Raw genomic sequence first — 15,010 nt, 5'->3', positions numbered from 1 at the left:
GAGTTGTCGTCCCGTCCTGGATGAGTTGATTCCAACCGTCGACCTGCCTGGTCAATGGGTAGCGAATGACCATGACGCACTGCTAGCCGATGGCGTTGGCGGGGGTGAGTTCGTGGGGATACCTCAGAGTCCGAGCCCGTTACCAAACCCGATCCGCGCGAGATGGAGCTGCGCCTGGACGCCCGCCTGCGCGAGTCCGAGCCGCAGTGGGTGATCGGCGCGGGCGTCCTGCAAACCACGGTCATCATCGGCGTGCTGATGAAGGTCGCGAAGCTGATCTGAGGCGTCCTCGGGTCGGGGTTTTGCTACCCACCCCTCGCCGTTGTATCCTCGCGCGTTATTTTTCCGCGAGAGCACCCGATGGCCATCAAATCCGACCGCTGGATCCGCCGCATGGCCGAACAGGGGATGATCGAACCCTTCGAGCCCGTCCAGGTGCGCGAGGGCGACGCCGGGCGCGTCATTTCCTACGGAACCTCGAGCTACGGCTACGATGTGCGTTGCGCCGATGAGTTCAAGATCTTCACCAACATCAACTCGGCGATCGTCGATCCCAAGAACTTCGACTCCAACAGCTTCGTCGACCTCAAGTCCGATGTCTGTATCATTCCGCCGAACTCTTTCGTGCTCGCCAGAACGGTCGAATATTTTCGTATCCCACGGAATGTATTGACGATCTGTCTTGGAAAGAGCACCTATGCGCGCTGCGGAATCATCGTCAACGTGACCCCATTGGAGCCGGAATGGGAGGGGCATGTCACGCTGGAGTTCTCCAACACCACCCCCTTGCCCGCCAAGGTCTACGCGAACGAAGGCGTGGCTCAGATCCTCTTCCTGGAGTCCGACGAGGTTTGCGAGACCTCCTATAAGGATCGCGGCGGCAAGTATCAGGGCCAGCGCGGGGTGACCCTGCCGAAGTCCTGACGAGACGAACCCAGAGGCGACAGGGATGGAACTCACGGGTAGACCGCCATGACCTTCGACCGCCCAACCAAGCTGTTCGTCGTCCTCGGCGGTTTCTTCATCTGCAACGCGCTGATCGCCGAGTTCCTGGGGGTGAAGATCTTCGCCCTGGAGGAAACCTTCGGCCTTGCTCCGTTCGACTGGCGGCTGTTCGGGCAATCCGGTTCGCTGAGCTTCACGGCGGGTGTGCTGCTGTGGCCGGTGGTGTTCCTCATGACGGACATCATCAACGAGTATTACGGCCGGCGCGGGGTGCGCTTTCTCTCCTATCTGACGGTCGGGCTGATTGTCTATTCCTTCGTCTTCGCCTATCTGGCGATCCTGCTGGCGCCGGCCGGCTGGTGGGTCGGGGTGCAGGCCGACCAAGGCGTACCGGACATGCAGGCCGCCTATGCCGTGATCTTCGGCCAGGGGATGTGGATCATCGCCGGATCGGTGATCGCCTTTCTGATCGGTCAGCTCGTGGACGTGGCCATCTTTCATCGTATCCGTCGTCTGACCGGAGACCGCTTCATCTGGGCGCGGGCCACGGGCTCGACGCTGGTTTCGCAGCTGATCGACAGCTTCGTGGTGCTCTACATCGCCTTCGTGCTGGGGCCGCAGCAATGGTCCATGGAACTGTTTCTGGCGGTCGGGACGGTCAATTATCTCTATAAGTTCGTGGTCGCCATCGCCTTGACCCCGGCGATCTATCTGGGGCGCGATCTGATCAACCGCTATCTGGGCGAGGAAGTCTCTCGGGCCTTGCGTGAGCGCGCGGCCGGCGGCCACATCCCGTCCGTGAACTGAGTCTCGGATTGGAAGCCCGATCGGCCGCTTGGGTCGGTTTCCACTAGAATTCAGATAAGGCGGTGAGTTTCGAGGTGGTTTGTCATGATTTCAGGTGTGAGTCAAGTCGGTCTGACCGGCATTCAACGCGGCATCGAGGGACTGCGCGGTAACGCGAACGAGATCGCGAGCGCCAGACAGATGGACGGCAGCGCGGCGCGCGATGTCAGCAAGCCCCTGGTGGAGCAGACGGAAAATCTGCGTCAGGTCGAGGCGTCGGCCAAGGTGCTCAAGTCTTCCGACGAGACGATTGGTCGTCTGATCGACATCATGGCCTGATTCAGGGCCATGGCCCTGCGCTAACCCGTTCAAGGCGCGGCTCGCGCCGATCGACCGGCTTTTTCACGCGGTCGATCCAGGGCCTTCTCGGTGACCTGCTCGTAGAGTCGCAGCATGCGCTCGGCCAGCACGGGGGCCGACCACTCATGCGCGTGCTGGACGGCCTCGCGCGCGAGACGCTCGCGCAGGAGCGGCTCCTTGAGTAGACGCACGGCCTTGTCGGCGAAATCCTGCTCGTCCTCGTCGGCGATGAGCGAGCCGCGTCCATCGCCCAACACCTCCTTGGTTCCCATCACGGCGGTCGAGACGACCGGAACCCCGAGCGCCATGGCCTCCAGCAACACCAGCCCCTGGGTCTCGGTGCGGGAGGCGAAGACGAAGGCCGACCCCGCGCGGTAGCAATCCTCCAGGCTTCCATCCCGATCCAGGTACCCCGTGAAGAGGGTGTTCCCGACCAGTCCGAGCGACTGGACCTGGTGTTCGAGATTCTTTCTGGCCGGACCTTCTCCGGCGATGACCAGCAACACCTCCGGCGCCTGGGCCTTGATCCGAACCAGCGCGCGCAGGATGAAGTCGATGTTCTTCTCGAAGGCGAGCCGACTCACCAGGACCAGCAGGGGGCGTTCGGGTGAGATGCCGTAGCGCGCCCGGAAGCGGTTGCCGTCGCCCTGACTGAATTGCTTGAGATCGATCCCGGTCGGGATGACGTGGGCCGGCGTCACGACCCCATAACCCTTGAGGACATCCAGCATGGCTTGCGACGGAACCGCGAGCCCATCCACGTCCTTGCACTGGGCCACCGAGAAGTAGCGCGCGGCGCGGCGCATCCAGCTCGCTGGAACGAAGGGGACGTAGTGATGCAGATACTGCTCGAAAAAAGTGTGGTAGCTCTCGACCACGGGGACGCCGAGCCGTTTGGCCAGGCCGAGTCCGGAATAGTGCGCGATGAACGGCGTCTGGATGTGCACCAGATCGAATCCGCGTCGCGCCAGCGCGAGGTCATGGCGGCGGATCCGGCGCGAGCGCAGGATCCGATCCTCCGGATCGATCGGCAGATAGCGCGAGGGAATACGGATGACCTCGAAGACATCGGCGAGGCTCGTCCCGTAGTCGGGCGCGATCAGCACGACCTCGTGGCCCTTGCCGACGAACTCGCGCGCGAAGGTCTGGATCGACGTCGAGACGCCGGTCACGCGGGGGAAATAGACATCCGAGATCATCAAGACGCGCATGTGGAGACGTTTGGCGACAATCGAAAAATCGGGCGATGATACCCTTAGCGGCTTCTAATTCGTATCTCCAATGAAAGGAACGATGCCATGGGTGATCCCTTGAAATCCGTCCGGCGCGCCGGCTTGGCGGGTCTGATCCTGATTCTGTCGACAAGTCCCGCCGTCCGGGCCGAGGGCGCGCGGACGGCGCCCGCGCTTTGGGGGCATGGCGTCAAGACCTGCTCGGCCTATCTCGCGACCGTACCTCCGACGGAGGCGCCGACCGAATTGGCCAGCGAGGATTTCCATCGCTATCGGCAATGGCTGGCTGGCCTGGTCAGCGGCCTGAATCTCGCGGTCGGGCGCGACGTCCTCAAGGGCGCCGAGCTGGATGCCGCCATGTCGCGCATCGCGGCCATCTGCAAGGACAATCCGGAGGATGATTTCTTCAACGCCAGTCTGCGTCTGGTGCGGTCATTGGGACAATTGAAGGCGGACTGACGCCTCGGCCCCGGCGGTCGGGATTCGGTCATGGCTGGCGCCGGGATGAGCCGACGCCACAAGGTGGGTTCCGGGTAAATGGATCCGGGCCGTCTTGTCACGGAACGGTCATCTATTCTTCATACAATGGGAATGGGCGGTGACGACAATACAGCCTCGCTTTTCCACCCCCATTTGGAGACCCTCCGACATGAAGAAGACGCTGATCGCCGCGGCCGTGACCCTTGCCGTAACCACGCTGTCGAGCCAGGCCATGGCCCGCGATTCGATCTGGATCGCCGGATCCTCCACCGTGTTCCCCTTCTCCACGGCGGTCGCCGAGACCTTCGGGCGCGAATCCTCCTTCCCCACGCCCAAGGTCGAGTCCCTCGGCACCGGCGGGGGCTTCAAGCTTTTCTGCTCCGGCGTCGGCGTGGACAAGTCGGACATGAGTAACGCCTCGCGTGCCATCAAGCTGTCCGAGTACGAACAGTGCCAGGCCAACGGCGTGACCGAGATCACCGAGGTCAAGATCGGCTTCGACGGCATCGCCATCGCCAACTCCAAGTCCGGTCCTTCGATCGACCTGACTCTCGGCGAGCTCTGGTTGGGCCTGGCCAAGGACGTTCCGAACGAGGCCGGCGAGCTGGTCCCGAATCCCTACAAGAAGTGGAGCGAGATCAACAAGGATCTGCCGGACGCCGCGATCGAGGTTCTGGGTCCGCCGCCCACCTCCGGCACCCGCGATGCCTTCGTGGAACTGGCGATGGAAGGCGGCTGCGACAGCTTCGATTCCGTCAAGGCCCTGAAGAAATCCGACAAGGACAAGCACAAGGCGGTCTGCCACGGCATCCGTGAGGATGGCGCCTTCGTCGAGGCCGGCGAGAACGATAACCTGATCGTCCAGAAGCTGGTCGCCAACCCGGCCGCGCTCGGCGTCTTCGGCTACAGTTTCCTGGACCAGAACGCCGACAAGGTGCAGGGCGCCAAGATCGCCGGCGTCGAGCCGACCTTCGACACCATCGCCGATGGCTCCTATCCGATCTCGCGCTCGATCTATTTCTATGTGAAGAACGCCCACGTCGGCACCATCCCCGGTATCCAGGAATACGTGGCCGAGTTCACCAACGACAAGGCTTGGGGTCCGGATGGCTATCTGGCCGACAAGGGTCTGATCCCGCTGCCGGACGCGATGCGCGCCAGCGTGGCGGCCGACGCCCAGGCGCTCAAGCCGATGGACAAGCCCGCGAAGTAAGGGAATCGGCTCAGCGGACCGATTCCGACCAGCCGGCGGTCGCCTGACCGCCGGCCTCTCTCCCGTCAAGGCGCCGCACCTCCATGCATTCATCGACGTTACTCATTCTGCTGCTAGGGTTGATGGCCCTGGCCTATCACTTCGGGCGCAAGCGCGCCATTTCGAGCGCGGGCGGCATCGCTCGCATCAACACGCTGCATTCGCTCCCGGCCTATTACGGGCTCTACGCGGCGCTATGGGCCGGCATCCCCGCCATGCTCCTGATGGCGCTCTGGAGCGGGTTTCAGAATGAGATCCTGATCGCGATCCTCAAGTCCGAGCTGCCTCCGTCCCTGATGGATGGGCTCTCGACCGGGCAAGTAGGGCTCATGGTCAACGACATCGAGAATCTGGCGTCGGGCGCGATCGTTTCCGGCTCCGTCACACCCGAGATGCAGGCCGTCGCGGACCGCTACGCGCAGCTTCAGCGCTTCGCCGATTGGGCCATGTGGCTGGCGGTCCTGGCCATCGCGGTCGGTGGCATGGGCTACGCCTGGAGTCGGACGCAGCCGCGGATGCGCGCGCGCAACCGGGTCGAGAACATCTTCATGGTCATCCTGGTGGTCTTCTCCTCGATCGCCATCCTGACGACCCTCGGGATCGTGCTCTCCGTGCTCTTCGAGTCCCTGCGCTTCTTCCAGTCGATCTCGCCGCTGGAGTTCTTTTTCGGCACGCTCTGGAGTCCGCAGACCGCCCTGCGCGCCGATCAGGTCGGCGCTTCCGGGGCCTTCGGCGCGGTGCCGCTCTTCACCGGCACGCTCATGGTCTCGGCGATCGCCATGCTGGTCGCGGTCCCGATCGGGCTCATGTCCGCCATCTATCTGTCCGAGTACGCCCCCAGACGGGTGCGCTCCCTGGCCAAGCCGACGCTTGAGATCCTGGCGGGCGTTCCGACCGTCGTCTATGGCTTCTTCGCCGCCCTGTCGGTCGCCCCACTCATCCGCGAGCTGGGGATGTCCATGGGGTTCAGCGTGGCCTCGGAGAGCGCGCTGGCGGCGGGTCTGGTCATGGGCATCATGATCATCCCCTTCGTCTCCTCGCTTTCGGAGGACGTGATCAACGCCGTGCCCCAAGCGATGCGCGATGGCTCCTACGCCCTGGGCGCGACCCAGTCGGAGACGATCTGGCGGGTCATCATTCCGGCGGCCCTGCCGGGTATCGTCGGAGGCATCCTGCTGGCCGTGTCGCGGGCCATCGGAGAGACCATGATCGTCGTCATGGCGGCCGGTCTCGCGGCCAATCTGACGGCCAATCCGCTCGACAGCGTCACCACCGTCACCGTCCAGATCGTCACCCTGCTGACCGGCGACCAGGAGTTCGACAGCCCCAAGACCATGGCCGCCTTCGCCCTGGGTCTGACGCTCTTCGCCGTGACCCTGACGCTCAACGTGATCGCCCTTCATATCGTGCGCAAGTACCGGGAACAGTATGAATAAGCCGTCTTCGGCCGGCGCTCCGCCGCGCCGCGCCATCGATATCGTCAACGCCAGCCTGAAACGGCGCTACGCCAGGGAACGGCGCTTCCGCCTGATCGGACTGACCGCCGTGGTAATGGGGCTGTTGTTCGTGGCGCTGCTGTTCGCCGACATCATCGGCAAGGGCCACACCGCCTTTCAGCAGACTTATATTCAGTTGCCCCTGACCTTCGACGCCGGCCTCATCGATCCGAAGGGGACGCGGGATCCCGAGACGCTGAGGTCGGCGAATTACAACGCGCTGATCCGCGCGGCCTTGCGGGATGTCTACCCCGATGTCACCGAGCGACGCGATATACGAGCACTGGGTTCGATGTTCAGCGTCGGCGCGCCCTCGCAACTGCGCGACCGGATCCTCGCCAATCCCGATCTGATCGGGACGACCCAGGAGGTCTGGCTGCTAGCGGACGACGACATCGACATGCTGATCAAGGGATATATCGACCGCGATCTACCCGAAAGCGAGCGGCGCGTGAAGGACCGGACGGTCGAATGGGTGGAGCGGCTGGAGGCCGAGGGGCGGATCGAGAAGCGCTTCAATACGATTTTCTTCACCCACGGAACCTCGCGCGAGCCGGAGCTGGCGGGTATCGCCGGGGCGCTGATGGGAACCTTCTACACTCTGGTATTAACCCTGTTGTTGTCCTTTCCAATCGGTGTCGGCGCGGCCGTCTATCTTGAGGAGTTCGCGCCCAGGAATCGTTGGACCGATCTGATCGAGGTCAACATCAACAACCTGGCTGCCGTGCCCTCGGTCATCTTCGGGCTTCTGGGTCTGGCGGTGTTCATCGGGCTGTTCGGCGTGCCGCGCTCGACCCCGCTGGTGGCCTCACTGGTTCTCAGTCTGATGACGCTGCCGATCATGATCATCGCCAGTCGCGCGGCACTGAAGTCGGTTCCGCCGTCGATTCGCGAAGCGGCGCTCGGGGTCGGAGCCTCGCCCTTGCAGACCCAATTTCATCATGTCTTGCCATTGGCCATGCCCGGCATGTTGACGGGAGCCATCATCGGGATGGCGCATGCGCTGGGCGAGACCGCGCCGCTGCTGATGATCGGCATGATCGCCTTCATCGTCGATATCCCGAGCGGATTCACGGACGCCGCAACGGTCCTGCCGGTGCAGATCTTCCTCTGGGCCGACAGTCCCGAGCGCGCCTTCGTGGAGCGCACCTCGGCGGCCATCATGGTGCTGCTCGCCTTCCTCATCCTGATGAACCTGGCGGCGGTGCTGCTGCGGCGCAGGTTCGAGCGACGCTGGTAAGCGCGCCATAAACAGAAATCACATTCGAGGTTAGTCATGAGTACAACAGTCGAAGCAATGGGTCAGCGCGTCGGCGCCATGAGCGCGGCCGAGCTGTCGTCCCGGCCCGACTCGCGCGCGACGGTCGGAGACGTCACGGTCGCCAACCCGCGCATGGTCTGTCGCGAGGTCGATGTCTGGTATGGCTCCAAGCAAGCCATCAAGGGCGTGAGCCTGGACATCGGCAAGAACGAAGTCGTCTCCATGATCGGCCCCTCGGGCTGCGGCAAGTCGACCTTTCTGCGCTGTCTGAACCGGATGAACGACACCATCGACGGTTGTCGGGTCGAGGGTTCCATCCAGCTCGACGGCCAGGACATCTACGACAAGGGGCTCGACCCCGTCCCGCTGCGCGCCCAGGTCGGCATGGTGTTCCAGAAGCCGAATCCCTTCCCCAAGTCGATCTACGAGAACGTCGCCTATGGGCCGCGCATTCACGGTCTGACCAACAACAAGGCCGAGCTGGACGCCCTAGTCGAGGCCAGTCTGCGCAAGGCCGGGCTCTGGAACGAGGTCAAGGATCGGCTCGACCAGCCGGGCACGGGTCTCTCCGGCGGTCAGCAGCAGCGGCTCTGCATCGCCCGCACCATCGCCGTCTCGCCCGAGGTGATCCTGATGGACGAGCCCTGCTCGGCGCTGGATCCGATCGCCACCGCGATCGTCGAGGAATTGATCGATGAGCTGCGCGCCAACTACAGCATCGCCATCGTGACCCACTCGATGCAGCAGGCCGCGCGCGTTTCGCAGCGCACCGCCTATTTCCACATGGGCGACCTGATCGAGGTCGGCGAGACCAACGAGATCTTCACCAATCCGCGGCACAAGCTGACCGAGGACTACATCACCGGACGCTTCGGCTGAGGACGCCCATGGTCGAAACCGCGCCTCTCAAGCCGACCGCCGATCCCACCAGCGGCCACACCGTCAGCCGCTACGATCGGGAACTCGCCAAGCTGCGCGGTATCATCCTGCGGATGGGCGAGCACGTCATCGAGCAGACCCAGGCGGCGGTCGCGGCCCTGGTGGATGGCGACGAGTCCCAAGCCTTCCGGGTTCTGGATCGGGAGCCTCAGATCGACTATCTCTCGCTGGATGCCGACGAGGAGGTGTTCCGGGTGATCGCGCGTCGCCAGCCCACCGCCGTCGATCTGCGCATCGTGCTGGCCCTGTCGAAGATCGCGGGCGACGTGGAGCGGGCCGGCGACAAGACCGCGCGGATCGCCCGTCAGGCCTTGGAGCTGCGGCAGATGGAGAAGCCGGCCGAACCCCTCACCGAGGCGATGCGCGAGGCCTTTCGGCGGCTCGACGAAAAGGCCTGCTGCATGTTCGAGCGCGGCATCGAGGCGGTCGCCACCTTCGACGTGACTCAATCCCTCACCATCTTCGAGGACGAGCCGGCCCTCTACGCCGCCTCCCATGAGGCGCGCCAGCAACTTGGCGAGCAGAACCCGCCGGACCTCATCCCCCGCCAGACCATCTGTCTCCTCACCAGCGCCCACGCCCTGGAGCGCATCGGCAATCACGCGGCCAATATCGCCGAGCAGGTCATCTATGTCGCCCTAGGCCAGGACATCCGCTACCGCAACCGCGAGATCCTGATCGAGACCCTGCGTCATCGCGGCTACTGAGTCGCGCGGGTTCTTCCTCGGCCCGCTTGAGAATCTTCGTTGTTTGTCCTCCCATCTCGCTCGACAATAGCCGCCAACGCCAGATGTCTGGCGTCGCGATGACATCAACCTTGAATGCAGGAGATTCCGCTATGTCGAACGAGGGCTATCACGAGCCGGTGAGCGAGCTATCCGACGAGACCCGCGACATGCACCGGGCCATCATCTCGCTCATGGAGGAACTGGAGGCGGTCGACTGGTACAACCAGCGCGTCGACGCCTGCAAGGACGCGCACCTCAAGGCGATCCTCGCCCACAACCGCGACGAGGAGAAGGAACACGCCGCCATGGTGCTGGAATGGATCCGTCGTAAGGATCCGAGCTTCGACAAGGAGCTGAAGGACTATCTCTTCACCGAGAAGGAAATCGCGCACCATTGAGGTGGCACCCATTCCAGGGCCGGGCGCTATTCTCGGCCGGGAGCACCGATGATCACCAGAGCACCGGATCCAGGGGGCCGCGATTGTCCTGGCTGTCAGGATCGTCCCGGCCAGATCGTCGCGAATTCGAAACGCGTGCGGCATGTTCCTAACTCGAACTCAACGACCTCATCGCTGGCATCCATCAACTGGATATAGCGCCCTTCCCGCAGATGATGGATCTTGGCGATGTGTTCATCGGGGTCGACGATCACATAGTATCGAACGCCTTCCTGTTCATAGAGTTGAAATTTAGTCGTGCGATCCTTGCGCGCGGTGGACTTGGACAGTACTTCAAAAATCAATGCCGGGGCTTTGGTTAGATAGGCGATGTCGACAATGTCGCCACAGACCACCAGATTGTCGGGTTGGACCGTGGTTTCCTCGTCGATTTTCCAATCCACCGGGAGTAGGGCCTGACATTCCCGACAGTTTTCCAGGGCGCGTTCTAACTGGCTCGCGATGCGTTGACTGATCGACTGATGAAGGATGCCGGGCGCGGGGCTCATCGCATGGGCGATGCCCTGGATGAGTTCCCAGCGGCCTTCCCATTGAACATAGTCCGCGTAGGTGTAGCGAGGTAAATCCTCCGGTTTGGGCGTGCTCATTGGGTCGATCCTATCTTGAGACATTGACTCAGGCAGCCAGGCACGGCCTTTCTCGTCGATCCGCGCCATCAGGCATTCATCCCAACTCCCGCCACCAGCGCTCCGCAGGCTGGACAAGCGTCGCGTCGGATCCGGTTCACCGTCAAATAGAACCCATGGCGCTCGATCAGAGGCGCTCCGCAGGCATGACAATCGGTGTTCTCGCCGCCATCGCCCGGCAGGTTGCCGACGTAGACGTATCTCAGTCCCACTTCGTGACCGATGGCCGCCGCGCGTCTCAGAGTCTCGGCGGGGGTCGCCTGGATGTCACGCATCTCGTAGGCGGCGTGGAAGCGCGAGACGTGCCAGGGGATGTCCGGAGAGACCGAGTGGATGAAGGCGGCGATGTCGCGCAATTCGCCGTCCGAGTCATTGACGCCTGGGATCACCAGGGTCGTGACCTCTAGCCAGACGCCCAGTTCATGATAGCGGCGGATGGCGTCCAGCACGGGCTGGAGCTTGACGCGGCTCAGATGGCGGTAACTCTCTTCACGAAAGAATTTGAGATCCACATTGGCGGCGTCCAGGACCGAGGCGATCTCGCGTTGCGGTGCCTCGTTGATATAGCCGTTGGTGATGAAGACATTGGCGAGCCCGGCCTTCCTGGCGAGACAGGCGGTTTCGTAGGCCAGCTCGTAGAAGATGGTCGGCTCGGTGTAGGTGTAGGCGATCGCGCGCGCGCCGCTGTTCCTGGCCGCCTGGACGATTTGAGCCGGCGTAACCTGTTCACCGGGCACTCGATCCCCCAGTCGCGCGAGTTGGGGACACATGGGCTGCACATCGCGCTCGATACCGTCGGGTTCCAGATGCTTCGGCAGCCGCTCGCGCGGCCATTGCGAGATCTCCCAGTTCTGGCAGAAGGTGCAGCGCAGACTGCAACCCACGGTCGCGATGGAGTAGGCGGTCGATCCAGGATGGAAGTGGAAGAGCGGTTTTTTCTCGATGGGGTCGAGATTGCGCGACACGACCCGGTCACCCACCAGGGTGAAGAGGGTTCCGCCGCTGTTGTAGCGTACCGCGCAGACGCCTCGGCCGGCGTCCGGGATGATGCAGTCGTGCGGACAGAGTCGGCATTGGACCCGCTTGTTGTCCAACCGATCGTAGAAGCGTGCCTCTTTCATGTCAGGTTCTCCGCGACGGATGCCCATGGCTGAAAGTATGGACCAGTCCGGAATCCTTACGTTTCCAATTCGCCGGCGATGAAGTCGCGTGCCGCGTCGCGCAGACCGACCGCCGCCTCCCAGCCCGAACCCTCGGCGATCAGGGGCGGGCCAATGACGACCTCGACCGCGCCCCAGCGCGGCCGGAAGCTGTCGCCCGGCATAATCTCGCGCGTCCCCTTGATGACCACCGGCAGGATGGGTACGCCCGCCTCGGCCGCCGCCGCGAAGGCACCCATGCGGAAGGGCAGCAATCCAGGCTGCTCGCGGAAGGTGCCCTCGGGAAAGAAGGCCAGACGCTCGCCGCGCCCCAGGGCTGCGTGCAGTTGCGCCGTCTCCGACTGGCTACGCTGGAGATCGAAGCGCTCGACGAAGAGCGTCCCCATCCGGCTCAGAAAGCGACCGACCAGCGGGTTGGCGCTCAGCTCGCGCTTGGCGACGAAACTCAGGGGGCGCGGGATGGCCTCGATCAGGGCGAGCGCGTCCAGATAGCCCTGATGGTTGGCGACCAGCACATAGGGTCGGCCAGGATCGGGAATGCGTTCGCGCCCGCTGACAGTCAGACGCACCAGGCACAGACGCCGCAACAGCCGGATGCCGTGCCGGATCAGCGCCCAGCGCCAGGTCAGACGCGGGGTCAGCATGGCGCCGATCCAGTACCAGGGCGCGATCAGATAGAAGACCAGCCAGGCATAACGCGCGAAGAGGGTCGCGGGGAGTCGCGAGCCCAGATGCGTCAGCCGGGCGCGCAGCGCCGCGAACCCCAGACGCGCCACCTGCCAGGCGGGCGCGGGCGGTCCCTCGAACAGCTTGCCGGCCAGATAGCGCTCACGGGTATCGCCGCGTCGCAGCTTGCCGCTGGAGGTCTTGAGCACCGCGCGCGGCGGGGCCAGGACGATCTCGTCCGGCGGCAGACCCAGGATGTCGGTGGCCAGCTCGCGCGCGCGCTGGGACAGCGCAGCCCGGCGCGCCGGATCGCGCTCCTTGGACTCGGCCACGATCACCAGACGCTCGCTGCCCTGACGCGGGTCCTTGGCGGCGAAGGCGACCACGCAGCCCTTGCGGATCCCCGGCAGTTCGCCGAGCGCCTGCTCGACCTCGTAGGGGTAGAGATTGCGTCCGCCGCGGATGATGAGATCCTTCACCCGTCCGGTCAGATGGATGTCCCCGCCGGCCAGATAGGCGCGGTCCCCGGTCTCGTGCCAGCCGTCGCGGATCAGGCCGGCGGTGGCGTCCGGGCGCCGGTAGTAGCCCTGGGTCGCCGATGGTCCCTGGAACTGGAGCAGTCCCTCGTGCCGCTCCGGAAGCTCGCGCCCCTCGCCGTCCACCACCCGCGTTCGGTAGCCGGGCAAGGGGCGTCCGCAGGCGACTACCTCCAGGACATCCGGATCCTCACAGGGAACCGGCAAGGCGTAGCCTGAACCGGCGAAGCGGACGCGGTCGATGCAGTCGACGCGCGGTCCTCGATCCGCCGGGGGAAAGGCCAGTCCGACCGCCGCCTCCGCCAGTCCATAGACGGGCGCCAGGGCGTCGGCGCGAAAACCGCAAGGGGCGAAATGCGCGGCGAAGCGGCGCAGGGTGTCGGCACTGACCGGCTCGGCGCCATTGAAGGCGCGCCGCCAGCAACTCAGGTCCAGCCCCTCAAGCTGTCTGTCGGACAGACGTGTCAGACAGAGTTCATAGGCGAAATTGGGCGCGGCCGAGAGTGTTCCGCGATGGGTGTGAATGGCCTGAAGCCAGCGTCGTGGCCGGGCGAGAAAGGCGAGCGGCGACATGGAAATGAGCGGAACGCCGAAATAGAGACTGCCGAGCCAGGCGCCGATCAGGCCCATGTCGTGATAGAGCGGCAGCCAGCTCACGAAGACATCCTCGGGGCCGATGGCGATCGCCTCGCCCATGGCACGGATATTGGCGAGCAGATCGGCGTGGGTCAGCATCACGCCCTTGGGATCGCCGGTGCTCCCCGAGGTGTATTGCAGAAAGGCCAGATCCCCCGGCTCCGGCGTCGCCCAGTCGGCGAGCGGCGCCGTTCCTTCCAGCCCCTCCAGCGTCAGGACACCATGCAGCGAGGGCACCTGAGCACGCAGCAGCTTGGCGACCGCGCGCGCCTCCGGCACCGTGACCAGCAGGCTGGTGCCCGCGTTGTCGAGCAGACGCGCGTGCCGGCGCAGATGGTCCTCAAGCTGTTGGGGGCGCGCGGGCGGATAGATGGGCACCGGCACGCCACCGGCCACCAGGATGCCGAGAAAGCTGAAGAAATAGTCCAGCCCGGTCGGCAGCATGACCGCCACCGTCCCGCCCGGCTTGAGCCCCGTCTCCCGCAGCCGCGCCGCGACCCGCGCCGCGCCCTCCGCCAGCTCGGCATAGGTCAGCGGATGCGGCTGGTCGTCGCTGTCGTAATAGATCAGATGGACGCGCTCGCCGTGCCGGTCGCGATGCCAGGCCAGGACATCCAGCAGGGTCCGCGCGGTCCCTGGGACGCCCCCGGACGGATCCGCCGGGGTCGCCACGACCGCCACCGCGATCGCTGGCCTAGCCGCGTCCCCGTCCCGCAGCAACGCCAGCAGATCGCGCGGCGTCGCGGCCAGCAGCGCCGCGTCCGGGAGATGGACCTCCAGACCTCGCTCGATGCGGGCGATCAGCTCGGAACGGCTCAGGCTGTCCAGCCCGAGATCGGATTCCAGACGGGTATCCAGATTGATACCCTCGCGCGGCTCGGGCAAACGGGACTCACGCGCGAACTCGCGCAAAAGCGTCAGGAGTTGACTGGACGGATTCGAAGCGGTCATGGGGGCAAGGGCTCTTCGGATGGGGCTCCAGTCCGACCGCGATCGATCGGCCACCGGGGCGAGTCACCAATCCCGCCATCTTCGACCATGTGGGACTCAGGATCCAGAGTCGCGGTCAGGGCGGCGAGCAGGCCGTCACCGACGCCCGAGGGCGTTAGGGCTCATTGCAGGGTCCGATAAAACGCTCGCCATTGAAATGAATCGGATGTGAAGGGGACGTCACGGCTCGGGTACTTCATCATTCGGCGGTTTTTGTTACGCATGCTGGGGTTCGCTTTTTTCACCCTAACAGAGCTGAATACTTTTATCGGAAAACGTGGTGCGTCCCTGAGGTATCCCCTAGCTATTTATATTTTAAACAAAGACTTAAACCTGGTTCCGTGAACTGAATGAACCGTCTTCCAAGAATTCCCGTTACATAACAAGAGGATGGAGGTAAAATACGCCCATTCTAGGGCTCACCCGGCAGGTGACAAGTTGCGACGTTTCATCATCACG

Annotated in this window: 14 protein-coding genes; 10 read left to right on the top strand and 4 right to left on the bottom strand. The window is 64.1% G+C overall.

The genetic code is table 11. From position 1 onward, the window contains the following. Positions 1-360: 360 nt before the first annotated feature. The 3 genes from dcd to CKO27_RS21795 all read left to right on the top strand — a co-directional run bounded on the left by dcd (position 361) and on the right by CKO27_RS21795 (position 2,070). Positions 361-924 carry a dCTP deaminase gene (dcd, locus tag CKO27_RS21805; protein WP_200377036.1) on the top strand — a complete coding sequence of 188 codons (564 nt, stop codon included), beginning with the start codon at positions 361-363 and terminating at the stop codon, positions 922-924. Between the two features lie 48 nt (positions 925-972). Continuing rightward, positions 973-1,752, top strand: a complete 780-nt coding sequence (locus tag CKO27_RS21800; RefSeq protein ID WP_200377035.1) for a queuosine precursor transporter — start codon at positions 973-975, stop codon at positions 1,750-1,752. Positions 1,753-1,836: 84 nt separating this feature from the next. Further along, complete coding sequence (locus CKO27_RS21795; RefSeq protein WP_200377034.1) at positions 1,837-2,070, top strand: hypothetical protein; 234 nt, start codon at positions 1,837-1,839, stop codon at positions 2,068-2,070. Between the two features lie 29 nt (positions 2,071-2,099). Here the strand turns inward: CKO27_RS21795 and CKO27_RS21790 are convergent, their stop codons facing one another. Beyond that, the gene (locus CKO27_RS21790; RefSeq protein ID WP_200377033.1) at positions 2,100-3,302 is read right to left on the bottom strand and encodes a glycosyltransferase; all 1,203 of its coding nucleotides are present in this window, start codon (positions 3,300-3,302) and stop codon (positions 2,100-2,102) included. An 87-nt stretch (positions 3,303-3,389) separates the two neighbouring features. Between CKO27_RS21790 and CKO27_RS21785 the strand changes: the two genes are divergently transcribed. The 7 genes from CKO27_RS21785 (at position 3,390) to CKO27_RS21755 (ending at position 9,877) form a co-directional block, all read left to right on the top strand. Then, positions 3,390-3,782, top strand: coding sequence for a hypothetical protein (locus CKO27_RS21785; RefSeq protein ID WP_200377032.1), 393 nt, complete (start codon positions 3,390-3,392; stop codon positions 3,780-3,782). 190 nt (positions 3,783-3,972) lie between these two features. Continuing rightward, positions 3,973-5,016 carry a PstS family phosphate ABC transporter substrate-binding protein gene (locus CKO27_RS21780; RefSeq protein ID WP_200377031.1) on the top strand — a complete coding sequence of 348 codons (1,044 nt, stop codon included), beginning with the start codon at positions 3,973-3,975 and terminating at the stop codon, positions 5,014-5,016. A gap of 83 nt (positions 5,017-5,099) precedes the next feature. Continuing rightward, on the top strand, positions 5,100-6,491 hold the full coding sequence (gene pstC / locus CKO27_RS21775; protein WP_200377030.1) for a phosphate ABC transporter permease subunit PstC: 1,392 nt from the start codon (positions 5,100-5,102) through the stop codon (positions 6,489-6,491). After that, positions 6,484-7,791 (top strand): phosphate ABC transporter permease PstA, encoded by a 1,308-nt coding sequence (gene pstA, locus CKO27_RS21770; protein ID WP_200377029.1) that lies wholly within the window; start codon positions 6,484-6,486, stop codon positions 7,789-7,791. The genes pstC and pstA overlap by 8 nt, the downstream gene beginning before the upstream one ends. Before the next feature lie 36 nt (positions 7,792-7,827). Further along, a complete protein-coding gene (gene pstB / locus CKO27_RS21765; protein WP_200377028.1) occupies positions 7,828-8,691 on the top strand; it encodes a phosphate ABC transporter ATP-binding protein PstB in 864 nt (287 codons plus the stop codon). Positions 8,692-8,699: 8 nt separating this feature from the next. Further along, positions 8,700-9,458 carry a phosphate signaling complex protein PhoU gene (gene phoU, locus CKO27_RS21760; RefSeq protein WP_200377027.1) on the top strand — a complete coding sequence of 253 codons (759 nt, stop codon included), beginning with the start codon at positions 8,700-8,702 and terminating at the stop codon, positions 9,456-9,458. Positions 9,459-9,589: 131 nt separating this feature from the next. Next, entirely contained in the window at positions 9,590-9,877 is a 288-nt protein-coding gene (locus tag CKO27_RS21755; RefSeq protein ID WP_200377026.1) for an encapsulin-associated ferritin-like protein, read from the top strand. A gap of 95 nt (positions 9,878-9,972) precedes the next feature. Here CKO27_RS21755 and CKO27_RS21750 read toward each other — a convergent pair whose 3' ends face one another. Genes CKO27_RS21750 through CKO27_RS21740 form a run of 3 tightly spaced genes read right to left on the bottom strand, consistent with a single transcriptional unit; the run spans position 9,973 to position 14,512 of the window. Further along, positions 9,973-10,593: a Uma2 family endonuclease gene (locus CKO27_RS21750; protein WP_200377025.1), complete on the bottom strand. Its 621-nt coding sequence runs from the start codon at positions 10,591-10,593 to the stop codon at positions 9,973-9,975. Next, on the bottom strand, positions 10,593-11,684 hold the full coding sequence (gene amrS / locus CKO27_RS21745) for an AmmeMemoRadiSam system radical SAM enzyme (RefSeq protein ID WP_200377024.1): 1,092 nt from the start codon (positions 11,682-11,684) through the stop codon (positions 10,593-10,595). Before amrS ends, CKO27_RS21750 begins: the two co-directional genes overlap by 1 nt. A gap of 56 nt (positions 11,685-11,740) precedes the next feature. Beyond that, complete coding sequence (locus CKO27_RS21740; RefSeq protein WP_200377023.1) at positions 11,741-14,512, bottom strand: AMP-binding protein; 2,772 nt, start codon at positions 14,510-14,512, stop codon at positions 11,741-11,743. Positions 14,513-15,010: the final 498 nt, after the last annotated feature.

This window comes from Thiocystis violacea, from assembly GCF_016583575.1.
Lineage (GTDB): Bacteria > Pseudomonadota > Gammaproteobacteria > Chromatiales > Chromatiaceae > Thiocystis > Thiocystis violacea.
The sequence above is the reverse complement of the archived record's forward strand: the minus strand, read 5'-3'. Positions and strand labels throughout refer to the sequence as shown.